Raw genomic sequence first — 23,598 nt, forward strand, 5'->3', positions numbered from 1 at the left:
TTGAATGATTTGCGGGATGTGGTAATTGGCAATTAATAACATTCCAAATAGTTCCGGCTTGTTATGCAGGGTTGCCTGCCGGGGTGTATTAATCGCCCTCGGTTAAAAATCCCTTATCAACTATTTTGAACTTTGCTATAGTTTCAGATAGGGTTTTTCTTTTGTCCAAAGTTGCTTCTTTCATGCTTTCGGTCATAAAAGAAACAAGCAGTTCAACATGGTTCCTGTAAATTCTGCTTTTGCCATAAGCATCTATATACACGCCTGTTTTTTTCCTGAGGCGTGAAAAAGCAAATTCAATTTCATCAAAATCATCCTGGCTGATTTCAAATAATATCTTTTTTTTATTCGTGTCCAATAAATCATAAAAATCTATAGCCATATTTTTTACTCACTATAAGTGGCAATTTAAGTTGTTATTAAACTCAGCCTTTATAAAAAGCCTCTCTTATCTGCACTAAAAGCAATTCGGTTTTATCCATATCCGGCCTTTCGGGCAGGGTTGATGTTTCATAGGCCGCTTTTACACTTTCCATTTTTTCTTCCACCATTTTCATCAGTTCATCAAACTCAAATTCGCCGTTGCGGATCCTGAGTAAAAAATCCCGGTCGTTGCGTTTTACTATTACCTGCTGAGATACAGCTATTTCTTCGGCCATATTGAGCAGACGGAAGGTGTGCATCATATTTTTGGCATCGTAACTTTTGCCGTGCGACAGCGTACTTTGATATCGCAAATCGTTCCGTTTATCTTCCCACTCCTGGTACTCCTTATATTCCCGGCAGTAAACGGAATAGCTATCTTTATTAAAATTCATCACAGCCAGGTTTTCAATCCCTTTAGGCACCGAACTTAGCTGCACGTCATCAGCTCCGGCGCCAGAGATAAGCCCTTTTAGCCGGCCTTCCGTAAGCTGGCTTTGATGATATAATAAATACACATTCCTGAAATGGTCCAGGTTAATAAGGCCGCATTGCTCCTGGGTGTAGTTGTTTTCACTTAGCCATTCCTTTAGCAGGATACTGCCGTTGTTGTGTATCACATAGCAAAAATCCAATACCGATTTCCGTTCGCTATCCATTGGCCGGTTTATCTTTTTGTTGAGGCCCCGCGCCTTTTTTATTTGCGTTTGCGCATAGCCTGCAAAGGTATCCATGCACAGTTTTGATAAAAAATCGGCAGGTTTAACCCAATCCATTAGCGGATGGCGAAACAAAACATGTTCGGCCGGGGTATTTAGCAACTCCAGGATATTGGGGTTGTTTTTAACCAGCAGATCAAGAAAACGGCCAATTTCAAAATAAACCTCGTCGTTGGTAGCATTGGCTATCTGCTCCTGCCGTTCAAACCCGTACAATTGTTTTTTCGGCATCATGAAGATGCCCTTCTTGTCCACGTCCGACCCGGCCACGTTGAGGTTATAAGCGGTGCTGCCGCTTACACAATCCAGCAGGATGAGGTCTTTACGTAGTTTTAATTCCTTGTAGTCCATCATCGTATATGCCTCCTGAATAGCTCATTTAACGGCTGCGCCGGTTGCTGTTCTGATGTAAATTGTTGTAGCTGCTCTTTGCATTTTGCAAGCGTATCGCCAAGCCATTCATTCAATATAGCAACAGGCGCTATCATTGCTTTTTCATCAGCGAACTTCTTCTGTTCCAGTAAGCCGTCTATTTCGGCCTGCACCTTGTTATCGGCTAACAATACCCGCAGCTTATCAAACTCCATAGGCGGTACGGTGTGCTTCTCCACTATCCACCGGCAAGCAAGCGCCGGGCGCAACGCGTAAAAATATCGTTTAAGTTTTACCTCTTCAGCCTGTAAATCATCCCGCAGGGTATTATGTGCCATAGATAAATAGTGGTTCCCGGCAGATCGTAAGGAAAAATAGCCGGGCATCAAGCTCCGCAGCTCATCAGCAAAAACATCATCCTGCCGGTATACTATCGGCGATTGCAGCCACTCGTACAACGGCGCGTTTGATTTCATGAACAGCTTTAAAGTTTTCTTTAAATCCCAGCCGCCTATGTCCAATACCTCGTTAACCGGCAGGCCAACCACATCGGGCATTTCAACAATGCTCAAATAATCGCCGGCAGGGCGGGAGTAGATAAACCGCACATCAAAATCACTATCGGGCGAGGCAAAGCCCCAGGCCCGGCTACCCGATTCGCAGACGTACAGGATTTTTATATTTTCCGACTGCTCCAGTTCGAGCAGTTTTTGGAGGATGGTTTGTTTCATGGTGGTGACTATATAATCAAAGTATAGATATTCTTGTCAGCTTTAGTTTTTACTCTGGTGTGTTTAGTTTTATACAAATATTCGGATGAACGCTGACTAAGACTCACCCGGCGAGGCTGCGCCCGCCACCCTCTCTTCGGCTTCGCCGGAAAGAGGGGCTTGAAAATTTATTATTTATTTTTTTTCAAATATATTGATATTGAGCGTTCAAACCCCTCTTTCCACCGCAGGTGAAGAGAGGGTGGCGGGCGTAGCCTCGCCGGGTGAGTCTTTGCCGTCATGCGATATGAGTCATTCTTCCTTCAGAATTTCGCGAAATTTTACCGCTCGGGATGACCAGAAAATGGGATACTTCATAGGTAGGAACGAAGCATCCATTGGCCGACATGCATCGCCGACGGAATAGTTGGCGAATAGATCCTTCACTATGACAAATTTTCAAAATTACAACCTCGGGTCAACCGGCTCGCTTTCCATGGCCAGTACACCAAACACGCACTGGTGCACGCGCCTTAATGGCTCGTTATCGGTAAAACGCTGCAGCCCTTCAACGCCAAGTAAAAACTCGCGTAATGCCAGGCCTCTTTTGGCGTTTAGCCCTCTTGATTTTAGCCGTTCCATATTTTCGGGCGCGGTATATTCCGGGCCGTAAATAATGCGCAGGTATTCCCTGCCCCTTATTTTGATGGCGGGTTGTATCAGCCCCTTTTTATCTTTTTCGATAAAATGATAGGGCTTCACTACCATGCCCTCGCCCCCATTAGCTGTTAATGTCAACCACCATTCTGTAGCCTCGTTTATGCTGGCAGCATCGTTCAGGTCCACAACTTTATAAGGCGTTGCCAGCAATATGGCGGGGTCATGTGAACAGATCTTCGCAATCTGCTCCATATGCCACTCGTGGTTTTCATCCGTCCATAGCTTGCCTTCGGATGCCATGATGTGGAAGGGCGCCAGCTTGTAATCGTCCAAACTGTTTACCGGCCAGCAATAGCGTTGGTAGGCGGCAGTAAATTGTTCTGCCTCTTTTTGCCTTTCACCGTACTCAACCAAAAGAGTTTCGCCATTGGCATCTCTGGCGGCCAGTTGCTTTAAAGCGCCGGTTACTTCTGCTAAAGCATGCGTGGCGGCCGTACCCACAGCGGCATACTGTGTTTGCAATAAAGCTTGCGCTTTGGCGCTCCAGGGCATTAGTTCGGTATCCAGGCAAACCCAATCGGTATCAAAACACTCGTAAAACCCCGAATTGATCAGCGCTTCATTCAGCCTGCTTAACAAAGCCTGCTCGGTATCTTTATCATTAAAAAATGCCCGGCCCGTACGGGTATAAATAGTACCGATACCCTCATTGCTGATGCCAAAAGCTTTGCTGATTGCCGCCTCGTTTTTACCCACAATAACCACTGCCCTTGATCCCATATGTTTTTCCTGGCAAACTACCCGGCCAATTTCTGCAGCCTGGTAATAATCAAAAGCTTCGGTCGGGAACTCCAGGTAATCATCCAAAATGCTGGTTTTGCCTGGACTCATGGTTGGCGGCAAATAAATGAGCCATTTTGGGTTGATGGCAAAGCGGTTCATCACTTCCAACGCTGCAATGGCATTCTCTTCCCTGATGGTGATATTGTTGCCCAGCCGGGTTTCTACAATTTGTTTCCCCATAAAATCGGCAATATCCAGTGCCTGGTCGTTTTCCTGTTGCAGGGTTAAGCTTTCTGCCGATGGCTTAACATAGTTTAAGGGCTTTGCAGGTTCGCAGTAAACCTCCTTAGCCTTTACGGCAACCAGTTCCCGCTCGGGATAGCGTAACGCCGTAAGCGAGCCGCCAAATACGCAGCCGGTATCAATATCGATGGTATTATTTAACCACTGCGCCTGCGGTACAGGTGTATGCCCGTAAACCACCATGGCCTTGCCGGTATATTCGGCAGCCCAGTTAAGCCTTACGGGTAAACCAAATTCATCTATCTCGCCCGTTGTATCGCCATATAAACAAAATTCGCGCACCGCGCCAGATCCCCGGCCCTGCATGCTTTCTTTTAACCCGGCATGGGCAACCACCAGTTTGCCATCGTCAAATACATAATGGCTTATTAAGTCATCTATGAATTTGCTAACCTTATTCTTAAACTCAGGTGTTTCCGTACTCAATTGCTCAATTGATTTTTCTAAGCCGTGCTTAGCCTGTACATTTTTACCATTAAGCCAGCGCATCAGTTTAACATCATGGTTGCCGGGCACGCAGTAAGCCGTGCCGGCTGTTGTCATCGCCATTACTAATTTTAACACTTCGGGCGTTTTAGGGCCGCGGTCAACCAGGTCGCCTGCAAATACAGCTTTTCTGCCTTCGGGGTGCGCCCAGGTTTCTGCATTGTTTACATAGCCTAATTTACCCAACAGGGTTACCAGTTCGTCATAGCATCCATGGATATCGCCTATAATATCCAACGGGCCGTTTTCATGCTTTTTGTTATTATACAATGGGTCGCGGACGATGCCGGTTATGGCATCCACCTCCTCTGGCGACCTTAATTCGATAATATTGCGGAAACCTTCATACTTCAGCTTTTTAAAACTGCGCTTTAACTGCGAGATATGCTGCGGGATAACATGAGCGCCAAAATTACGGTCGGGCCGCAGAGCGTTCCTGGCGGCGCAAACTTTTTCGGGCATATTCAGGATGATGGCCACCGGCAGGCAATGATACTCTTTGGCCAGTTTCACCCAGTCGCGTCGTGCTTCTTCCTGTACGTTGGTAGCGTCTATCACGGTAAGCAAGCCGTTTTTTAAACGCAGGCCGGTAATATACCTTGCCAGGGCAAAAGCATCTGCCGATGCAGCCTGGTTATTTTCATCATCGCTTACCATGCCACGGCAGGTATCCGACGATATGATTTCCGTAGGCTTAAAATGCTTTCGGGCAAAACTCGATTTCCCCGAGCCGGTTGCACCTATCAGCACTACTAAAGCCAATTCGGGTATTTTTATATTTTTATCTCTTGACATTTCTTCTTTTTATTTTAATTCCTATGCCGCCATTCTTAAGCGAATTATGCACGAGGTGTTTCGGTTCAAATAATTATTGGCTTTGAACGCTGGCCACGACTCACCCCGGCTACGCTTCGCTGGCCGACCCTCTCTCCGGCTAAAGCCGCATAGAGGGTAACCCGTTTTTATTTTTTTCTTTTTTTGCCCCCTCTATGCGACGCAGTCGGAGAGAGGGGTGACGGGCGCAGCCTCGTCGGGGTGAGTCGTCGCCATGCGTAAACTTCATCCCCGTTATTATTTCGAGTTTACAACCCACTTTCTCCTTGCTTAAATACCGCCATTTGGCTTAATGCACCTACCTCGGGGTCAACCTCACCAACGGGTTTAAATGATACGGCGTAGCCAAACTGTGTGGCCACCCGGTTTGCCCATGCTACAAATTCAGGCCTTGTCCATTCAAAGCGGTGATCGTTATGGCGCATTTTACCTGCTTCATGATTGGCAAAGCGTACATTATATTCGGCGTTGGGCGTGGTTATTACTACCACTTCTGGTTTGGCGTATTCAAACACCGATATTTCCAGCGTGGTTAAACGTTGCTCGTCCAGGTGTTCAATTACTTCTACCAGGGCAGCGCCGTCAAAGCCTTGCAGGCGTTTATCGCGGTAGGTTAATGAGCCCTGGATCAGTTGTATCCGTTGCAGCTGCCTTTCGGTCATCCGGTCCAGCTTCAGCCTATCTTTGGCAATTTCCAGCGAGCGGTAGCTTACATCCATCCCCAAAACAAACTCAAATTGCTTTTCGGCTAATAACAGTTTGATGAGGCGGCCCTCTCCGCAACCTAAATCAACCACGCGTTTAGCGCCGGCAGATAGTAATTCATCTTTGGCAGCCTGTAAACGCAGGTCATGAATGCGCAACTGCGGCTCTTCCGCATCATTTATTCGGGGAGTTTCCATTTCAGCAGTATCGGGTTCAACCTGGTCTTTACTCAGTAAAACATCCAGTGTTTGGTTTGCCAGTGAACGCTGGCCTTTCATGTGCCGGCGAACGATGAGTTCGCTTGCGGGATGTGTTTCCAACCAGCCCTTGCCTTTAGCCAGCAACTTTTCTACCTCTTCCTGGTTTACCCAATAGTGTTTATCATTATCACATACCGGGATTAACACATACAGGTGAGATAGCAATTGCTGCAGCGTTACCTGGTTGCTTAACTCTACGGTAAAATACCGGCTATTGCCCCAATCAGGGTAAGTTGTATCCAGTGGATGCTGTACCGCATTAATGGTATATCCCAAAGGTTCAAAAAGCGCTTTCAATAGTACTTCGCCTCCTTTAACAGGCAATACGGCCAGCTTTGCGGTAAAGGGCATGGCTATATCAACCAGTTCGGGTTTGTCCTTACAACGGCCGTTAAGGGCTGATGAATAGGCCCTGGCTATGGCTGCGCTCATGAACGAACTGGCTACATAAGGCCTGTCGTTCACGTATTGCTCCAGTGCAAAATCGTTCCCTTTCGGGCCTGCGCTGCGTACCAGGCCTACAGGATCTATATCCAGCAGCAAAGCGGCAGTACATTTTTGCGCGCTTACCTCCGGGTAAAATATATGGGCCTTGCCCGAAGAAATATCGACTGACTGGATCTTCGCCGGATGCTTATGCAGCAAAAAGCTCAGCTCATCGGCCGGAAAATGGGTGGTGGATATAGTGAGTAACATAAATTGATAGCTGCGCTTAATGTATAATTATTTATTGATGTTTTGTAATAGGATACAAAGTAAGGAGGGCAGTGCGCAGCCTTTTTGCGTAGTGAGGGTGGGTTTTGAAATAGTGAATTTTATTTGGGGTAACACAGGCGTAGTGCTGGTTTGAAACCTTGGGTATTTAAAAGAAAAAAGAGGTGTGGCCTGTGCGATTCCTTCCTCGGGGAAGGGAAGGTAGGGGTTAAATCAGGCGTTCAATCCGCTTTATAACTCGTCGCTCATATAAACCCCTCCCTGCCTTTGCGCTCATTTCCAACCGCACCCCTCCCGTGGGGAGGGAATTAAAAATCGTTCAAACACTCAAAGTTTCAAACCCAATCGCTATATATCCCCCCTCCCACACACTCACACTTTTAATTTTTATTCCCCGCAATACCACGTACTATTGTAAACCAATATAACCCGTTTATGAAACCAATTTTTAAAATAGCCAGGGCTTTTGTTTTGCTGCTGTTAAGCCAGGCATGTTTTGGGCAGGCTACCACCAATGTACTGCCCGACTGGGCTTTTGGCGGTTTTGCACGCCCGGCAAAGTTGAACCCTATTATATCGCCCGATACCAGCCTCACGTTTATTGACCCGATGAGTAAAAAGCCGGTGGCCTGGGAGGCTAACGATACTTTTAACCCGGGCGCGGCGGTTAAAAATGGCAAGGTGGTGGTTTTATACCGGGCCGAAGATAAGTTTGGTATTGGCATCGGTTTCCGCACATCGCGGCTGGGTTATGCCGAAAGCCGCGACGGGCTGCATTTTACCAGGCGAAAAGCCCCGGTGCTTTACCCGGCCAATGATGCTGCCAAACCCTATGAATGGCCCGGTGGCTGTGAAGACCCGCGAGTGGCCGTTACCCCCGGCGGTACTTACGTTGTGTTTTATACCGAATGGAACCGTAAACTGCCCCGCCTGGGCGTAGCTACCTCAACCGACCTTATCCACTGGAAAAAGCACGGGCCTATTTTTGAAACGGCTTACCATGGTAAGTTTTTTAACATCGCCAGTAAATCGGCATCGATACTCACCAAAGTAGTGAATGGCAAACAGGTGATCATTAAAATAAATGGCAAGTACTGGCTGTATTGGGGCGAGCAGCATGTATATGCAGCAACATCAACCAATTTGGTTGACTGGGCGCCGGTGGTAGATAAAAACATGGAATTAAAACAACTGATATCGCCACGCCCCGGCTATTTTGACAGCGACCTTACCGAATGCGGCCCGCCTGCGTTGATGACCCATAAGGGAATCATATTGTTTTATAACGGTAAAAATAAACCCGCCGAAGGCCGGGATACCAGGTTTAACCCAAACTCGTACTGCGCGGGGCAGGCCTTGTTTGATAGTAAAGACCCGGCGAAGAACATCACCCGGCTCGACCTGCCCTTTTTAAGGCCGATGGAGCCTTTTGAAAAAAGCGGGCAGTATGTTAACGGAACGGTGTTTATTGAGGGGATGGTTTACTTTAAAAAGAAATGGTACCTGTACTACGGCTGCGCCGATTCGCGGGTAGGAGTTGCGGTTTATGATCCGGCCAGTCCGGCTAAGCCCGATCCGGTTGGGGGGAATTAGTGTTAAGTCTTGAGTTCTAAGTCGAAAGTCAATTTAAGGATTTCGAAGAAAGGCGTTTAATAGTATTAAAGTGTATAATCAAAAGTTAAATTAATTCTTTTTGACTTAGAACTTAAGGCTTTAGACTAAAAATTTAAGGGCGCATACTTTTTAAGCACTAAGTGTGCACCCTTAAACACACAGACCAAGGGATGGCCTGCCTGCGCAAAGAGGTCGTTATAAAGTTCTCTCTAAAACGATAACGGTCCGTGGCTGCTGCCGAACGGAAATTTATTAACCCGCCCATGCGAATGATCACAACGCGTATGATCGCGATACATTTTGGGGTTAAAACTTTGGCAGGGTACTGATTCAGATTTTGTAGCCTCCGCCTTCTCGGGCTGATTAACTACAGTGACATTTTTCTTCATGACGACTTCTCCTGTATATTTGGTTTATTTGAAATTGGTAGTATGAAGTTAAGCACAAAATAGCTCATTTACAATAGCGTTAGGAAGAAAAAAATAGTATTAAATAATATGGGTTTCCGGCTTACAAAAGTCGATCTACAATAAACGGGCTGGACTCACTTAACAGGATTTTGTAACAGCCATTGAACAAAGTAATCGTGAATGATGGAATCGATATCGCTGTTGCCTTTAGATGTAAAATACCATTGAACTCCATCATTAAGTAGCTCCTCCTCCTTAGCATAATAAAGATGAGCAAAGTCTTCAAGATACGATCCCTCGTCGAGTTCGAAATAGATGTCATAAAATATCTTTAATACCTTTATCGTTGGCGTAATCCCATCTAAAGAAAGCAAAATTAAATAGCTTACATAATTCCTGATTATTTGGTGCTTATCTGTATAATCAAGGTTTAATTCATCTAAAGCTTTAGTGGTTAAGGGCTGCAACTCAAAATGACTATCATGAACGCTTGCACCGGCCAGTTCTACCAGGTGTTCTGTATCAAACCCTGCCATTAACATATTAACGGCCCATCTGATCCAGATTTCGTCAATATTTCTGTTTAGAACTTTATAAGCCAATATTTCGGTAGTTGATGGGATAGGTTTCATCGTAAATAAAATTAGCGCTGGCCCGTGAAACGAACCAACGCAGGTTTAGGAATTAATTTGTTAATAATCGTATAAGATATGCCTCAATCCTCGGGTTTCTCCGTTGCATCTGCCATCCTTACAATCCTCGGCTCAAACTTGGCCAGTACTTCAACCAGGTCGCTTTGGGCGGCCATTACGGTGTGGATATCCTTGTAGGCCATCGGAGCTTCGTCCATATCGCTCCCCATCAGGGTGATGCGTTTATCAATTAGGTTGGCGGCAATGGCTGCTTTATCAAGCGTTTTAAAAGCGGCGCTCCGGCTCATTAACCGGCCTGCGCCGTGCGATGCCGAGTTGATGCTGGCCGCATCGCCTTTACCACGTACCACAAAACCAGGCGTACTCATTGATCCGGGGATGATACCCAACACACCTTTGCCTGCCGGCGTTGCCCCTTTACGGTGAACCATTACTTCGGTGCCATCGGCCAGCTTTTCTTTCCAGGCGAAATTATGGTGGTTTTCAATCATCATAACCGGTTGCTGGTTAAGCGCGCGGGCTATTTTGTTATGTATCTCGTGGTGGTTGGCGCTGGCATACTCGCCGGCAAGGTTCATGGCAATCCAGTATTCATGCCCCTCCTCCTTATCCAAATCCAGCCAGGCCAGGTGCTTGGCTTCGGCAGGCAGCCTGGTTTTGTCCATGGCTATTTTAGAGTAATGATTGGCCACGCTACCCCCAAAGCCCCGCGAACCGGAGTGCGATAACAAAGCCAGGTAATTACCAGCAGGTATTCCGTCCAAAACACCATCGGCAATGCTTAGCTCGCCCCACTCCACAAAATGGTTACCTGTTCCGCTGGTACCCAACTGCGCGTACGCCTTGTTTCTTAACGAACGGATCATCCTGGTCTCACCCCAGGTATTGCTATCAAACAATGAGCTGTCAAAATGCGATTTTGTAGTACATCCCATGCCAAAAAAAGTATGGTCGCCCAGCATGGTTTTTAATTTATCCGTTTCGGTATCTATCATTTGGGCCGGCAAATCAAAAATGCTCAGGCACATCCGGCAGGCAATATCCACGCCCACCGCGAAGGGTATAATGGTATTGGCTGTTGTAGCCAGCACACCGCCAATAGGCAGGCCATAGCCTTGATGGGCATCGGGCATTAAAGCGCCTGCAACAGCAACCGGCAACTGCACAGCCGAACGCATTTGGGCCATCGCGCCTGCATGAATATGCTCTGCTCCCCAAACCGGGAAATCGGTAACGGCCTCTTTCAGCTTAAACTCGTCCTGTAGCTGTTTTAAAAAACGGCCCTCTTTACGCAAAGCGATAACATTTTCGGCAAGGTTTTTAAACTTGCCATCGTTGTTAAACAGGTAGGTTGCCGGGTCGTTAATTAAAGCTTCCAGGTTGGCCAGTATATCGGTTTTGCTCATTACCTCGTTTTTCAATAAGCCCGATGCCACACGGCCAAAGCTTACCAATATATCCACGTCATTAATACCCAGGTCTTTTAAGTTGTTGTTGCTGATCTTTTCTTTTTCCATGACCATTATTATCTTTTTGATGATACAAAATAAAAGCCTTGCTGCGCAGCCTTTTTGCGCAGTAAAAAATATTTTATAAATTCATCCAAAATAAATCCGAAATCGAACATCCGAATTCCGAAATCAACAAATATGCCTGTAAACCGCAATGCCCTTATCCGCTATCGTACTATTGACAATTGCCTGCAAAACCGCTATAAAAAATGGACGCTTGACGATTTGATTGATGCCTGCTCAGACGCCTTATACGAATTTGAAGGCATTGATAAAGGCGTGAGCCGCCGCTCGGTACAGGCCGATATCGAGATGATGCGCAGCAATAAGCTGGGTTATGAGGCTCCCATTATAGTGGTAGATAAAAAGTATTATACCTATGCCGATAAAAATTACAGCATTACCAACAGCCCCATCAACCAGCAGGATTTAAAAGTTTTGAGCGAGGTATCGAGCCTGCTAAAACAATTTAAAGGCTTTAACCACTTTACCGATCTGAACGAAATGGTGAGCAAGCTGGAGGATAAAATCTATTCCCAAAAAACGCACAGCGCGCCGGTTATCGATTTTGAAAAGAATGATAACCTGAAGGGGCTGGAGTATATCGAGGTTATCCGTAAGGCCATCGTAGCTAAAAAGACCATGTGCATTACCTACCAATCGTTCAAAGCGCGCGAGGCTAACACCTTTTGCTTTAGCGGGTACCTGTTAAAAGAATACCGTAACCGCTGGTTTGTATTGGGCATGCCACATAAAAGAAATGCCCAAATGTTAAACCTGGCACTCGATAGGATTCAAACCATAGAAGAGCATTCCGATGAGTACCGCGAAAATAAATCGATAGATTTTGGCACTTATTATAGTGATGTTATCGGTGTAACCAAATCGCCGGGACAGCGCGATACACAGGTTGTGTTCTGGATTGATGATGCCAACGCCCCCTACGTGATTACCAAGCCCCTGCACCATACTCAAAAAGTAGTGAGCGAAGAGAACGGCGGCAAAGTTTTTACTATCCGCGTAATCATGAATTTTGAGCTGGAACGCGAACTGCTGGGTTTCGGCCCCAAAATAAAGGTATTAGGACCCAGGATTTTGGTTAAACAGATGAAGATATTATTGCAAAAATCGCTCAACAGATATGAAGTTCCCTCGGCTATACAGGTTAGTTCGGAAGAATAAAGGGCAATGTTCAGTTGTAAAAGTTTTCCTCCGGTTTGTATCCCTTTCCATCGGTTTGTGTCCTCACAAACCACTATTCCGATGGCAGTTTGTTCGGACTGGGCAACCGGACTATATATTGGGAAGATGCCTGTGAGGACACAGTTTTCGGGAAAACATTTTGACCTTTTGCCCATCACCTTTAGCCTTTCCCCTTTCCTCCCCGCTTCTTCGATGCCTTAGCTACCTTATTAAACTCCAAAGCCAAACCTATCCAATAGTCAAATTTTTTATTGGAGCCAATGTCGTCTCCATCAACCCAAACATAATCCTTCATTACCCGGCCGCCGTTTATCATCTGGCGGCAATCGCCATTTTCCAGTTCAACAGCTGCCTGGTTTTGGCCAATGCGGAAAAGCAGGCCGGTATCGCGCACACAAACGCACATTTTATCATCAACCATAAAGCACAACCCCTGGAACATTTTTATCTCGGCAATTTTGGGCTGTTCGCTTAGCGCTTCGCGCACGCGGTTGGTTAATTGTTCGTCGTAGGCCATGTTGTGTTAAGTTAATAGTACTAAGTCTTGAGTCAAAAGTCAAATTTCTCCTTTTTTTTACCGGCAATTTAAGACTTTCGACTAAAGGCTATCCATCATTACATGATTAACAAAGCAATAGGTATCATTATATATAGGCATAAATTTAACGAAAATCAGGTCACCTTAATTGCGCTAAATCTTTTTTGATGCGGCTTTTCTCGCTTGCTGTTTTGGCCAGGTTTAGCGCGGTTTGCAAATGAGCTATGGCAGATGTGTTATCTGCATCTTTATACAAATGGCCCAATAACACGTGGTACAGGTGGTTATCGTTCAACTTTAGTTTTTCGGCTTCAATAATGGCATCCTGTTTACCGCGGGCTTTGTACAGAGCATAGGTACGGTTGAGTGCGGCTGCGGGCGAATAGGCAATTTGCAGCAGGCGGTTGTATAACTGCAGGATGCTTTCCCATTTATTTATCGTATCCTCTTTTACAGTATGCCAGTAGGCAATGGCCGCTTCCAGGTGGTATTTGTTTACCTGGTTACCTTTAGATGCGAGTTCCAGGTAGTGTTTTCCTTTATCTATCAACTCATCAACCCAAAGGCTGGTATCCTGATCGTCATACCGCACCATTTCGCCATGTTCATCGGTACGGGCATCAAAACGCGAGGAATGGAAACACATCAGCGCCATCAGGGCATAAGTTTCGGGCAGGTTGGTCAACTCATTTTCAATGAGCAGGTAGGTAAGGCGCATGGCCTCTAAACAAAGGTCTTTGCGTAAAGGGGCATCCTGACTGGTAGAGTAATAGCCTTCGTTAAACAATAAATACAGGGTAGTTAAAACCGCCTGCAGCCTTTTGCTTATTTGGGAAGTGGCCGGGAATTCAATCTTCACTTTTTCTTCCCGTAATTTTTCTTTCGCCCTGAACAGGCGTTTATTGATGGTGGCTTTGTTGGATAAAAAAGCGTCGGCAATTTCATCAATCCCAAACCCGCAAAGAATTCTCAACGCCAGGCTCACTTGTGCTTCGGCAGGCAACACCGGCTGGCAAATGGCAAACATCAGCTGTAGCTGGCTGTCATTAATGTGTTTGTCCGACAGGTCTATTTCAAACTCCGCGTAATCCGACTGTGCCGATTGCAGGATGGGGGTAACTTTTTGGTCGAAGATCTTATTGCGTTTTAAATAATCTTTGGCCCTGTTGCGGGCAACAGCGTAAAGCCAGGCTACCGGATTTTCGGGCAGGCCCTTAAGTCCCCAGGTTTCGGCGGCGCTTAAAAAAGTTTCGCTGGCTATATCTTCGGCAATTTCGGGATGCTCAAAACCAAAGTGCTTGTATAGCACCGATACTATTTTACGGTACTCGGTACGGAATAAATGCGGCAGCAGTTCGGTATTGTTCATGGCAAGCATAATGCCACCTCCCGCATGCAGGAGGTGGCAGCATAAAATTACATATTCATGGGTACAATCTGGCGCACCTCAACATTACCGCCAACCAGCAAAATTGGGCAGCCTTTTGAAATTTCGGTAGCCTCTTCCAAAGTATCGCACTTGATGATGGAGTAGCCGCCAATTAATTCTTTAATTTCAACATAAGGGCCGTTGGTAACTATCCCATCTGGCCTTATTACAGATCCTGTGCCGTTATACAGGCGGTTGCCATTGGTAACCAGCTTGTTTTGTGCGGCAACACCGCCCAGCCAGTCCATCCATAATTTCATGGTTGCCTGCATTTGCTCTGGCGACCGTGACTCTGTAGCGTTTTCCTCAACTTGTCTGAAGATCAATAAAAATTCGTTCATGATGATTTAAATTTTGGTGATTAAAGCTATAAGACGATCAGGTTTTGCCGGATAGGACAACGGTCCGAAAAATATTTATATATTTCAATTACCGGTTCAAGATACGCCAAATTTGCAATCGAAAAATAAATGTAGCATTTTAAAAAATCCAGTATCTAAATAATCGAAACAAAACAAGTGCATGTCGTTCGAAGAAATTTACGATACCTATTACAGCAAAATCTTCCGTGTATGCATGGGGTATATGAATGATCACGACCGTGCCCGCGATGTTACGCAGGATACATTTATTACCGTTTGGCAAAAGCTCGATCAGTTCAGGAACGAATCGGCCATAGGTACGTGGATTTTCCGCATCGCATCAAACCATTGCCTGCGCCAGTTAGAAAAACAAAACCGGATGCCACCAGGCGAGATGCCGGCCGAACTGGAAGATAAACCACCACCCGATACAGAAGGCCAGGTGCAATTGCTGTATAAATGTATAGCCCAACTGCCCGAGATTGACCGCATCATCATTTCATTAGAACTGGAAGATATAAAGCAAGCCGAAATAGCCGCTATTACTGGTCTTTCTGAAACCAACATCAGGGTAAAGGTTTACCGGATTAAAGAAAAACTATCTCGAAAATTTAAAAAGTATGAGCAGCAATATTGATTTAAAAACGCTTTGGCAACAGCAGCCCGCCGGCAATAAGCCCGATATTAACGCGGTGATAAAAAAAGCGATTGATTTAAAACGTAAAACAAAAAACAAGTTAATATGGGCCAACCTGGTATTAATGGCAACTGCCATTTTTGTAATTGTAATATGGGCCAATTTGAGTACGCGGGTATTTACAACCACCGCAGGTATTATCCTGATTGTATGTTCGATAGTTGCTTTTGTGGCGGTAAGCAGCGGTTTGCATATGGGGCTGTTTAAAAGCCATCCCGAAGCTGATACTTTTACTTACCTGAACGAATTGATTTCGATACAAAAAAAACAGCAGTTCATCCAAACCAAAGTAATGAGCTTATACTTTGTGTTTTTGAGCTTTGGCCTGTTTTTGTACATGATGGAGTTTGAAAATAGGATGAGCGTTTTATGGGCAAGTATTACTTTTTTATGCTCTTTTGGCTGGATGGCCTTTGCTTATTTTTATTTAGGCCGAAGGCGGTTTAAAAAACAACAGGCCGAAATGAGCGGCGCTATCGAAAAATTGCAGGCTATAAATAAGCAATTGGAGGCATCTAAAGAAACGGAGTAAGTTGTTCGCGATTAAATCTCTTGTCGTCCTTTTCGCTTTTTGTACTAATTTTGCCGCTGCAAATTATCGCCCGCTATGATCCAGGTTTTCCGGTCTTTTAATCCTTTGAATGTTTTGTGGCTGGTGGTTGTGCTTTTTATCACCCGGCTTGGCTATATCATTCATGTACCCGATAAACTGGAATTTGTATTTGTTGAGCCGTTTGCACGCCTGCTGGTACCTGTTGCTTACGAATATGCGCTATCGCCCGGGTTGAATATATTGATTGCAGGCGTGTTGATACTGATACAGGCAATGCTGCTTAACTATTTAATAAACCACTATAATTTATTAAGCAAGCCCTCTTTTTTGCCTGCATTGATGTATGTAACGCTTTCGGGCCTGTTTTCGCCTTTTTTAATATTAAGCGCGCCGCTAATATGTAATTTTTTGCTGATATGGATGCTATTTAAGCTATTTAGCCTGTACAAAGGAGATAATGCCAAATCAATATCCTATGATGCAGGTATGATAGTTGCCCTTGGCTCGCTTATTTACTTCCCGTTTATTTATTTGTTTTTGGCTATTTGGATAGCGCTCATATTATTTAAACCGTTTAACTGGCGCGATTGGGTATCGGGCATTTTAGGGTATGTCACCATCTTTTTCTTTTTAGCGGTGTTTTACTATCTGAATGATAAGATTGCTGTTTTTTATAATATCTGGTTGCCACTGGGTAAAAAATTTCCTGATCATATCAGCATCAACTCCTATAATTACCTGCTGCTGATACCCGTTTTGATGATATTGGTACTTTGCATTTTTAAATTGCAGCAAAATTTCTTTAAAAGTTACGTGCAAACCCGTAAATCTTTCCAGCTGTTATTTTTTATTTTTTTGATTGCAGGATTTTCATTTTATGTAAATGCTTCTTTTCACATTAATCATTTTTTATTGTGTATAGCACCCGCCGCAGTGTTTTTTGCCTATTATTTTTTATACGCAACCAAAAAATGGTTTTACGAAAGCTTGTTTTTATTGCTGTTAATCAGCATTATCTACTTTCAGTTTAACAATTTTTAACTTTTACATTCGTCCAAATTTCAGCGGTTATATTAGTTTTGTAGCGTGAAACTATTATTGGCTGCTGTTTAAACAAACAACCAGGCGATTGTAGTATCATAAAAACTTACACAAAAAAACAAATCAGATGAAATTTGGCGTAGTTATATTCCCGGGCTCTAACTGTGATGAAGACATCATATATGTATTAGAAAAAATAATGGGTCAGCAGGTTGTAAGGTTATGGCATAAAGACCATGACCTGCAAGGTGTAGACTTTGTTGTTTTACCCGGCGGTTTCTCCTTTGGCGATTATCTTCGTTCAGGTGCTATTTCGCGTTTTTCGCCAATCATGCAGGAGGTTATCCAGTTTGCAGCAAAAGGCGGTTATGTAATGGGTATTTGCAACGGTTTCCAGATATTGGCCGAAGCGGGCTTATTGGATGGCGCTTTATTGCATAACGAAAACCGTAAATTCATTTGCCGCAACATTTACCTTAAACCGCAAACAACCCAATCGTTGCTTACTGTTGGTTTAGAGCAGGAACAGGCATACAAAATCCCTATTGCCCATGGCGAGGGCAACTTTTTTGCCAGTGCCGATGTGATAAAACGCTTAAATGATAACGACCAGGTAATGTTCCGCTATTGCGATGAGGCAGGTAATATTACAGCTGATGCCAATCCGAACGGATCATTGGAAAATATTGCCGGTATTACCAATGCAACACGCAATGTATTTGGTTTAATGCCTCACCCGGAGCGTGCTGCCGATGCTTTGTTGGCTAACGAAGATGGACTGGCCATTTTTGAATCAATACTATCAGTAGTTAGGGCCTGATGACCAGCCTGGTTATCGATATTGGTAACACATTTACAAAGATTGCCGTATTTGAGCTGGACGAGTTGCTTGCGGTTGAACAATTTGAAGATGTGCCCATGACCAGGCCGGATGAACTGATCAGTGAGTATAAAGTTGACAGGGGAATTGTATCGTCGGTAAAAAAAAATGTGGAGCCCTGGCAAAAAAGCTTAACATCGAAAATACCGTTGGTTACATTTAACAACACCATGACCAGTGGAATACAAAACCACTACCTAACCCCCGAAACACTTGGTACTGATAGAATGGCTGCTGTTATAGGGGCGAGCCATATATACCCCGGACAAAATAGCCTGGTAATAGCAGGCGGCACCTGCATAACCTACGACTATGTTGATGCCAACCGGAATTATTTTGGAGGCAGCATATCACCGGGTTTAAATATGCGTTATAAGGCTGTAAATTATTATACCGCCGGTTTGCCGCTAATAAATGCCGATGCGGGGTTTACGCCGGGCTACGGAAACAATACCGAAACCGCCATACGTTCGGGGGTGCAAAACGGTATAAAATATGAGTTAACAGGGTTTATTGAAAGTTATAAAGCCATTGATAACCAACTAAATATTGTGCTAAGCGGGGGCGACAGTATTTTTTTTGATACGCTGTTAAAAAATAGCATCTTTGCCCCCTACATAAAAATTGAACCTTATTTGGTTTTAAAAGGATTAAACGCAGCTATACAAAAGCATAATGATTAAATATACCAGGTTTCTTTTAACACTTCTATTTTCTGCAGTAATTGTATTTGCAGCAAACGCGCAATCTACCACCAGCTCTCCATATTCAAGGTTCGGTTTGGGCGATATCAGCCCACAGTCAACAGCCCAAAGCCTTGGTACTGGCGGTATTGGCGTTGCAACCAATAGGATCAGCTTGTTTAATAACATCAACTTCCTTAACCCGGCATCATACGCGGCTATTAATTTAACTACTATTGATATTGGTATCTATAGTAATTTTTCAACCCTGAGCCAAACCGGGCAAACCAGCCAAAGCAATAAAAACTTCAGGTTAAGCCACATCGCTTTTGGTATTCCTGTTAGTAAGCATTCGGCATTGAGTTTTGGCTTGTTGCCTTACAGCGAACGTGGCTATAACTATAAAAAGTCGGTTAGCAGTTTAGGCACTTCGTCGCCTGCCGATACCAATGTAACCAACTATAGTTATAATGGTGATGGCGGCTTATCAAAAGCCTATATAGGTTATGGTTTTACAATAGCCAAGCACCTGTTAATAGGAGCTAATGTATCGTATATATTTGGTAATCTTAAAGATAATACCACCACCGAAACACCCGACCTGGCCGGATTTTTAAATACCAAAATTGAACAAACTAATTCAATCGGCGGTTTAAATTACGATTACGGCCTGCAATATTCCATTGATCTTTCCCAAACAAAGCACGTTATTTTGGGTTACTCGGCATCGGCAGGGTCAAAGCTTAATTCACAATCCAGCTTTATTGTAAGCCATTACACCAATGATGCCAATGGCAACCCTAACATTGCGGTTGATAGCGTTATAAACAAACAAGGCTCATCAGTAAAGCTGAAACTTCCTCAAATAAACAGGTTCGGGATATCGTTCCAAAATGATGGCAAGTTTTTAGTTGGCGCCGATTATTCAATGGGGCAATGGTCAAACTACAGCATTGATGGTCAAAACCAGGGTTTGGTAAACAGTCGCACCATTAATGTTGGCGCGCAAATTACCCCAAACATTGGTACCATCCGCAACTACCTGGCCACTGTTGATTACCGTATTGGGGGTATTTATGATGAAACCTACATGGTTGTAAATAATACCCGGATAAAAAGGGTAGCTGTTACCGCCGGCTTTGGCTTGCCATTACGCCCTAACAACGGTAGTTTTTACAAAATAAACTTCTCTGCCGAGGTTGGTAAAAGAGGTACGCTGGCTAATGGCCTGGTTAAAGAAAACTATGTTAACCTGCACTTAGGCTTTACGCTTAACGACAGGTGGTTTACCAAATATAAATTCGATTAATAACATGATGTACCACGGGGCAAAATATGTAAAAGGCTTAGGCCTGCTGTTATTGCCCCTGCTTGCCTTTTCCATATCATCCTGCGAAAATGACCTGAACAAGGTTAAAGAGATTGCATCTAACGAAGTAGGGATAGTAGTTGAACCAACAACCGGGGTTGATTTGATTATGAGCGACTCGGCAAAAGTAAAGCTGCACTTGTTGGCCCCGCTTATGTTGCAGTACCAAACAAAAGATCCTTACAAGGTAATGCCCAAAGGCGTAAAGGTTATACTTTACGATAAACAAACCCAGCAGGAATCGGGTAATATTGTTGCAGATACGGGTATTTCCCGCGATACTAAAAAGCTTATTGAGTTTCACAAAAACGTAGTGGCAACCAATGCCAAGGGCGAAACCTATAAATCTGACGAGCTTTACTGGGACCAGACTACAAAAAAAGTTTATTCGCACAAACCTGTACAGGTAACCATGAACGGGGGGAACGTAATGAACGGCGATAGCTTTGAAAGCGATGACGCTTTCCTGCACCCTACACTTAAAAGTAGTACCGGCATATTTCATGTGGACGAAAAAGTGACACAATAATGTTGTTTTTTTCAGGAAAATTTTGTGTTATAGAATTTTACTAAAAATTGTATCTTGCGCCCTCTTTTAAAAGAATATAATAATTACAGAAGTATATGGGTATAATGGGTTTCTTGCGCGAACGGATGGGAAAAATCCTGGCAATCTTTATTGGGGTTGCACTTTTTGCATTCATCGTGAGCGAGGTAGTAAGATCAGGTGGGTCTTTTTTTAGAGACGACCGCAACGAACTTGCCGAAGTAAACGGCGAAAAGGTTCAATTAGATGAGTTTAATAAAAGGCTCGACCAAAACACAAATCAGTTTAGGCAACAATCAGGGCAGAGTCTTTCGCCCCAGATATTAAACTATGTTCAGGAAACTACCTGGAACCAGGTGATAAGCGAACTGTTGCTTAATAAAGAGATTGAAAAATTGGGCTTAACGGTTGGCGACGATGAAGCTGCAGCTATGGTAACCGGTAACAACCCCGACCAGCAGATAACCCGCGTACCCCAATTTGCCGATCAGCAAACCGGGCAGTTTGATAAAAACAAGCTAAACCAGTATTTAAGCTTTATATCGTCATCAAAGGCCGATACCGCTTCAAAACGCCAGTGGGGGGAATTCCTGAAGCAGGTATTCGAGGCCAAACAAAAAACAAAGTACATGGCTATTGTTACCAATGGCTTGTACGTAAACTCGTTGGAAGCCAATGATGATTACCGGGCAAAAAACAAGTTGGTTAGCTTTAAATATGCTACACTTGATTACGCATCAATCCCCGATGCTAAGGTTACTTTAACTGACGCCGATTACAGTGCCTACTATGATGCACACAAGGCTGAATTTAAAAATCAGCAGGAAACAAGATCATTTGATTACGTTGCTTTTAATGGATCACCTTCTAAAGAGGATAGCGCTGCCATTAAAACCGAAGTAAACAAATTGGTTGACAGTATAAAAGTAAGTACCAACGATTCGCTTTTTGTACAAATTAACTCTGAAACAAAAACACCGCTTGTATTCCAGAAAAAGGGCTCGTTTGAGCCTAAATTAGATACTTTAATGTTTAACGCTGCCAAAGGCTTTGTTTATGGTCCTTACGTATCAAACGGAAGCTATAAAATTGCCAAACTAAGCGATGTTAAAACCACTTTTGATTCTGTTAGGACAAGGCATATTTTGATTAACCCTCAGGCTGAAGGCGGCATCGAAAAAGCAAGGGCGAAAGCCGATTCACTTAAAAAGCTGATTGAAGGCGGCAGGCCGTTTACTGATTTTGTTGCCACTTTCTCGACAGATAAAGGAAGCGCTGTTAAGGGCGGCGAAATACCTTCATTTGATGTTAATGGTTTAATGGCCGGTGGCCAGGGTCAGATAACCGCCGAATATGCAAATGCGGCTTTTAAAGCAAGCAAAGGTAGCTTGATTGTGGTTACCTCGCAGTTTGGTGTTCACCTTATCCAGGTTGAGGATCAAAAAGGATCGGTAAAAGTAATTAAAGTTGCTATTGTTGATAAACCGATTGTTGCCAGCAGTAAAACACAAACTGTAGCTTACAGTAAAGCCCAGGGATTTTTAGCTGCTTTAACAAAAGATAATTTTGATGCCGAAGCAAAAAAAGAAGGTGTTAAAAAGCTTACTGCTGATGATGTTGCCGGCACCGCCTCGGGCCTGCCTGGTTTAGATAATGCCCGTGAAGTTGTAAGATGGGCCTTTAAGGCAGATAAAGGCGACCTTGCCGATAAAGTATTTACGGTTGGCGATCAATATATCATCCCTCGTTTAACTCAAATTAAACCTAAGGGCATTTTACCGCTTGATGTTGTTAAAAAGCAAATTGAGCCTGCTGTACGTAACGAAGTAAAAGCAAAACAACTGAACGAAAAATTTGCGGCTGCGCTGAACGGGTCATCATCAATTGACCAGGTAGCTCAAAAAGCGGGTACCAAAGCAGTTCCGGTTCAAAACATTGTTTTTGCAAACCCAATTATTCCGGGCCAGCAAGGTGCAGAATACAAAGTTGTGGGCTCTATCTTCGGTTCGAAACCGGGTGCGCTTTCAAAACCGATTAACGGGCAACAAGGTGTATTTGTTTATATTGTTGATGGCTTTACCAATCCGGCACCACTAACAAACAACTTAAGGCAAAAACAGCAAATAGCGCAAACCTTAATACAACGTGCAGACGGACAGGTATTGGATGCGTTGAAAGATAATGCTAATGTAAAAGATAACAGGGCTAAACTGTTATAATATAAATTAAAGTAATTTTACATCCGGGAGCAGCGTTAAAACTGTCTCCCGGATTTTTTTTGCCCTGGGGTTTTAAGAGTTGTGAAAAAAAACTGTCATCCTGAGGTACGAAGGATCTATTTGCGAACTTTGCTATCGGTCATGCACAACTGATAGATTATAGGTACAGGATTTACAAGGCAAAATTAAACTCAATTTACTTTTAGATTTTTAAAATTAGGATTTAGAATTTAGTGCAATTAGGATTTAGAATTTAAACTTATGGATATACAGGAAAACATCGTAAACAAAGTAGCCCAAAGTGGTTTGGTTACTTTAGATCCCGCATCGTTTTATCCCGCAGGCGAACGTGTTATTTACGACATTAAAGATAACCTGTTCCATGGCCTGATGCTGCGCGAGAAAGATTTGCGCGATTTTATAAAGGAACACGATTTTACCCAATACCAGGACAAAAACGTAGGCATTACCTGCAGCGCTGACGCTATTGTACCAACCTGGGCCTATATGCTGCTGGCAAACCGGATGGCCCCTTATGCCCGCGAGGTTGTTTTTGGGAACGCGGATGTATTAGAAACAGTTTTGTTTGAAAAGGAGATAGCGAAAGCCGATCTGGAGCAATACGCTGGCCAGCGTATTGTATTAAAAGGATGCGGAGATATAGCAGTCCCAGTTTCGGCCTATGTGGAGCTTACCAAAAAATTAACCCCGATAGTAAAAAGCATCATGTTTGGCGAACCATGCTCTACAGTGCCAATTTATAAGCGTAAAGATTAATATTAACTATTTGCTTTTTGATTGAATCCCCCTGATCAATAGTTTCCGGCTCAGGCAATAAAAATGGGTTTAAACCATTTATAGTATCGATTGTCATATTCATGTGCCGGTTATAAACACAAATTGGCTCAGTTAAAAAGCAA

The 23,598-nt window shown here is 44.0% G+C and carries 21 protein-coding genes; 11 read left to right on the forward strand and 10 right to left on the reverse strand.

Annotated elements, in window-relative coordinates; genetic code table 11:
• Positions 1-88: 88 nt before the first annotated feature.
• The 5 genes from BMX56_RS05730 to BMX56_RS05750 form a co-directional block, all read right to left on the reverse strand.
• Complete coding sequence (locus BMX56_RS05730) at positions 89-382, reverse strand: hypothetical protein (protein WP_090642234.1); 294 nt, start codon at positions 380-382, stop codon at positions 89-91.
• Positions 383-425: 43 nt separating this feature from the next.
• Complete coding sequence (locus BMX56_RS05735) at positions 426-1,496, reverse strand: DNA polymerase beta superfamily protein (protein ID WP_255369780.1); 1,071 nt, start codon at positions 1,494-1,496, stop codon at positions 426-428.
• Positions 1,493-2,245 carry a nucleotidyltransferase domain-containing protein gene (locus tag BMX56_RS05740; protein ID WP_090642240.1) on the reverse strand — a complete coding sequence of 251 codons (753 nt, stop codon included), beginning with the start codon at positions 2,243-2,245 and terminating at the stop codon, positions 1,493-1,495. Before BMX56_RS05740 ends, BMX56_RS05735 begins: the two co-directional genes overlap by 4 nt.
• 444 nt (positions 2,246-2,689) lie before the next feature.
• Positions 2,690-5,251 carry a polynucleotide kinase-phosphatase gene (locus BMX56_RS05745; protein ID WP_090642243.1) on the reverse strand — a complete coding sequence of 854 codons (2,562 nt, stop codon included), beginning with the start codon at positions 5,249-5,251 and terminating at the stop codon, positions 2,690-2,692.
• Positions 5,252-5,538: 287 nt separating this feature from the next.
• The gene (locus BMX56_RS05750) at positions 5,539-6,951 is read right to left on the reverse strand and encodes a 3' terminal RNA ribose 2'-O-methyltransferase Hen1 (RefSeq protein WP_090642246.1); all 1,413 of its coding nucleotides are present in this window, start codon (positions 6,949-6,951) and stop codon (positions 5,539-5,541) included.
• Positions 6,952-7,404: 453 nt separating this feature from the next.
• On the opposite strand from BMX56_RS05750, the gene BMX56_RS05755 reads away from it, so the two are divergent.
• Positions 7,405-8,562 carry a glycoside hydrolase family 130 protein gene (locus BMX56_RS05755; protein WP_090642248.1) on the forward strand — a complete coding sequence of 386 codons (1,158 nt, stop codon included), beginning with the start codon at positions 7,405-7,407 and terminating at the stop codon, positions 8,560-8,562.
• Between the two features lie 565 nt (positions 8,563-9,127).
• Here the strand turns inward: BMX56_RS05755 and BMX56_RS05760 are convergent.
• On the reverse strand, positions 9,128-9,625 hold the full coding sequence (locus BMX56_RS05760) for a hypothetical protein (RefSeq protein ID WP_090642251.1): 498 nt from the start codon (positions 9,623-9,625) through the stop codon (positions 9,128-9,130).
• 83 nt (positions 9,626-9,708) lie between these two features.
• Positions 9,709-11,163, reverse strand: a complete 1,455-nt coding sequence (locus BMX56_RS05765) for an RtcB family protein (protein ID WP_090642254.1) — start codon at positions 11,161-11,163, stop codon at positions 9,709-9,711.
• A 132-nt stretch (positions 11,164-11,295) separates the two neighbouring features.
• On the opposite strand from BMX56_RS05765, the gene BMX56_RS05770 reads away from it, so the two are divergent.
• The gene (locus tag BMX56_RS05770) at positions 11,296-12,339 is read left to right on the forward strand and encodes a helix-turn-helix transcriptional regulator (protein ID WP_090642257.1); all 1,044 of its coding nucleotides are present in this window, start codon (positions 11,296-11,298) and stop codon (positions 12,337-12,339) included.
• 181 nt (positions 12,340-12,520) lie between these two features.
• Here BMX56_RS05770 and BMX56_RS05775 read toward each other — a convergent pair whose 3' ends face one another.
• The 3 genes from BMX56_RS05775 to BMX56_RS05785 all read right to left on the reverse strand — a co-directional run bounded on the left by BMX56_RS05775 (position 12,521) and on the right by BMX56_RS05785 (position 14,668).
• Positions 12,521-12,877: a TfoX/Sxy family protein gene (locus BMX56_RS05775; protein WP_090642261.1), complete on the reverse strand. Its 357-nt coding sequence runs from the start codon at positions 12,875-12,877 to the stop codon at positions 12,521-12,523.
• A gap of 160 nt (positions 12,878-13,037) precedes the next feature.
• Entirely contained in the window at positions 13,038-14,267 is a 1,230-nt protein-coding gene (locus BMX56_RS05780; protein ID WP_090643926.1) for an RNA polymerase sigma factor, read from the reverse strand.
• Between the two features lie 47 nt (positions 14,268-14,314).
• Entirely contained in the window at positions 14,315-14,668 is a 354-nt protein-coding gene (locus BMX56_RS05785) for a YciI family protein (RefSeq protein ID WP_090642264.1), read from the reverse strand.
• A gap of 181 nt (positions 14,669-14,849) precedes the next feature.
• On the opposite strand from BMX56_RS05785, the gene BMX56_RS05790 reads away from it, so the two are divergent.
• From BMX56_RS05790 to BMX56_RS05830, 9 genes are all read left to right on the forward strand, one after another.
• Positions 14,850-15,326: an RNA polymerase sigma factor gene (locus BMX56_RS05790; RefSeq protein ID WP_090642267.1), complete on the forward strand. Its 477-nt coding sequence runs from the start codon at positions 14,850-14,852 to the stop codon at positions 15,324-15,326.
• Positions 15,310-15,918 carry a hypothetical protein gene (locus tag BMX56_RS05795; protein ID WP_090642270.1) on the forward strand — a complete coding sequence of 203 codons (609 nt, stop codon included), beginning with the start codon at positions 15,310-15,312 and terminating at the stop codon, positions 15,916-15,918. The genes BMX56_RS05790 and BMX56_RS05795 overlap by 17 nt, the downstream gene beginning before the upstream one ends.
• 75 nt (positions 15,919-15,993) lie before the next feature.
• A complete protein-coding gene (locus BMX56_RS05800; RefSeq protein WP_090642273.1) occupies positions 15,994-16,980 on the forward strand; it encodes a DUF6427 family protein in 987 nt (328 codons plus the stop codon).
• Positions 16,981-17,107: 127 nt separating this feature from the next.
• Positions 17,108-17,800 carry a phosphoribosylformylglycinamidine synthase subunit PurQ gene (gene purQ / locus BMX56_RS05805; protein WP_090642276.1) on the forward strand — a complete coding sequence of 231 codons (693 nt, stop codon included), beginning with the start codon at positions 17,108-17,110 and terminating at the stop codon, positions 17,798-17,800.
• Positions 17,800-18,543, forward strand: a complete 744-nt coding sequence (locus BMX56_RS05810) for a type III pantothenate kinase (RefSeq protein WP_090642279.1) — start codon at positions 17,800-17,802, stop codon at positions 18,541-18,543. Before purQ ends, BMX56_RS05810 begins: the two co-directional genes overlap by 1 nt.
• Positions 18,536-19,852 carry a PorV/PorQ family protein gene (locus BMX56_RS05815; RefSeq protein ID WP_090642283.1) on the forward strand — a complete coding sequence of 439 codons (1,317 nt, stop codon included), beginning with the start codon at positions 18,536-18,538 and terminating at the stop codon, positions 19,850-19,852. The genes BMX56_RS05810 and BMX56_RS05815 overlap by 8 nt, the downstream gene beginning before the upstream one ends.
• A 4-nt stretch (positions 19,853-19,856) precedes the next feature.
• Positions 19,857-20,441 (forward strand): LPS export ABC transporter periplasmic protein LptC, encoded by a 585-nt coding sequence (gene lptC, locus BMX56_RS05820; RefSeq protein WP_090642286.1) that lies wholly within the window; start codon positions 19,857-19,859, stop codon positions 20,439-20,441.
• Positions 20,442-20,545: 104 nt separating this feature from the next.
• A complete protein-coding gene (locus tag BMX56_RS05825) occupies positions 20,546-22,678 on the forward strand; it encodes a peptidylprolyl isomerase (protein WP_255369800.1) in 2,133 nt (710 codons plus the stop codon).
• 261 nt (positions 22,679-22,939) lie between these two features.
• The gene (locus BMX56_RS05830; RefSeq protein WP_090642291.1) at positions 22,940-23,455 is read left to right on the forward strand and encodes a DUF2480 family protein; all 516 of its coding nucleotides are present in this window, start codon (positions 22,940-22,942) and stop codon (positions 23,453-23,455) included.
• The last annotated feature ends 143 nt before the right edge of the window (positions 23,456-23,598 follow it).

It is taken from the genome of Mucilaginibacter sp. OK283 (assembly GCF_900110415.1).
Classification (GTDB): Bacteria; Bacteroidota; Bacteroidia; order Sphingobacteriales; family Sphingobacteriaceae; genus Mucilaginibacter.

Coding starts and splice junctions, on each gene's coding strand:
- BMX56_RS05775 (WP_090642261.1), bottom strand. CDS start 12,877: ATGGCCTACGACGAACAATTAACCAACCGCGTGCGCGAAGCGCTAAGC.
- purQ (WP_090642276.1), top strand. CDS start 17,108: ATGAAATTTGGCGTAGTTATATTCCCGGGCTCTAACTGTGATGAAGAC.
- BMX56_RS05760 (WP_090642251.1), bottom strand. CDS start 9,625: ATGAAACCTATCCCATCAACTACCGAAATATTGGCTTATAAAGTTCTA.
- BMX56_RS05735 (WP_255369780.1), bottom strand. CDS start 1,496: ATGATGGACTACAAGGAATTAAAACTACGTAAAGACCTCATCCTGCTG.
- BMX56_RS05740 (WP_090642240.1), bottom strand. CDS start 2,245: ATGAAACAAACCATCCTCCAAAAACTGCTCGAACTGGAGCAGTCGGAA.
- BMX56_RS05765 (WP_090642254.1), bottom strand. CDS start 11,163: ATGGAAAAAGAAAAGATCAGCAACAACAACTTAAAAGACCTGGGTATT.
- BMX56_RS05795 (WP_090642270.1), top strand. CDS start 15,310: ATGAGCAGCAATATTGATTTAAAAACGCTTTGGCAACAGCAGCCCGCC.
- BMX56_RS05790 (WP_090642267.1), top strand. CDS start 14,850: ATGTCGTTCGAAGAAATTTACGATACCTATTACAGCAAAATCTTCCGT.
- BMX56_RS05800 (WP_090642273.1), top strand. CDS start 15,994: ATGATCCAGGTTTTCCGGTCTTTTAATCCTTTGAATGTTTTGTGGCTG.
- BMX56_RS05755 (WP_090642248.1), top strand. CDS start 7,405: ATGAAACCAATTTTTAAAATAGCCAGGGCTTTTGTTTTGCTGCTGTTA.
- BMX56_RS05815 (WP_090642283.1), top strand. CDS start 18,536: ATGATTAAATATACCAGGTTTCTTTTAACACTTCTATTTTCTGCAGTA.
- BMX56_RS05730 (WP_090642234.1), bottom strand. CDS start 382: ATGGCTATAGATTTTTATGATTTATTGGACACGAATAAAAAAAAGATA.
- BMX56_RS05825 (WP_255369800.1), top strand. CDS start 20,546: ATGGGTTTCTTGCGCGAACGGATGGGAAAAATCCTGGCAATCTTTATT.
- BMX56_RS05745 (WP_090642243.1), bottom strand. CDS start 5,251: ATGTCAAGAGATAAAAATATAAAAATACCCGAATTGGCTTTAGTAGTG.
- BMX56_RS05770 (WP_090642257.1), top strand. CDS start 11,296: ATGCCTGTAAACCGCAATGCCCTTATCCGCTATCGTACTATTGACAAT.
- BMX56_RS05810 (WP_090642279.1), top strand. CDS start 17,800: ATGACCAGCCTGGTTATCGATATTGGTAACACATTTACAAAGATTGCC.
- BMX56_RS05750 (WP_090642246.1), bottom strand. CDS start 6,951: ATGTTACTCACTATATCCACCACCCATTTTCCGGCCGATGAGCTGAGC.
- lptC (WP_090642286.1), top strand. CDS start 19,857: ATGATGTACCACGGGGCAAAATATGTAAAAGGCTTAGGCCTGCTGTTA.
- BMX56_RS05780 (WP_090643926.1), bottom strand. CDS start 14,267: ATGAACAATACCGAACTGCTGCCGCATTTATTCCGTACCGAGTACCGT.
- BMX56_RS05785 (WP_090642264.1), bottom strand. CDS start 14,668: ATGAACGAATTTTTATTGATCTTCAGACAAGTTGAGGAAAACGCTACA.
- BMX56_RS05830 (WP_090642291.1), top strand. CDS start 22,940: ATGGATATACAGGAAAACATCGTAAACAAAGTAGCCCAAAGTGGTTTG.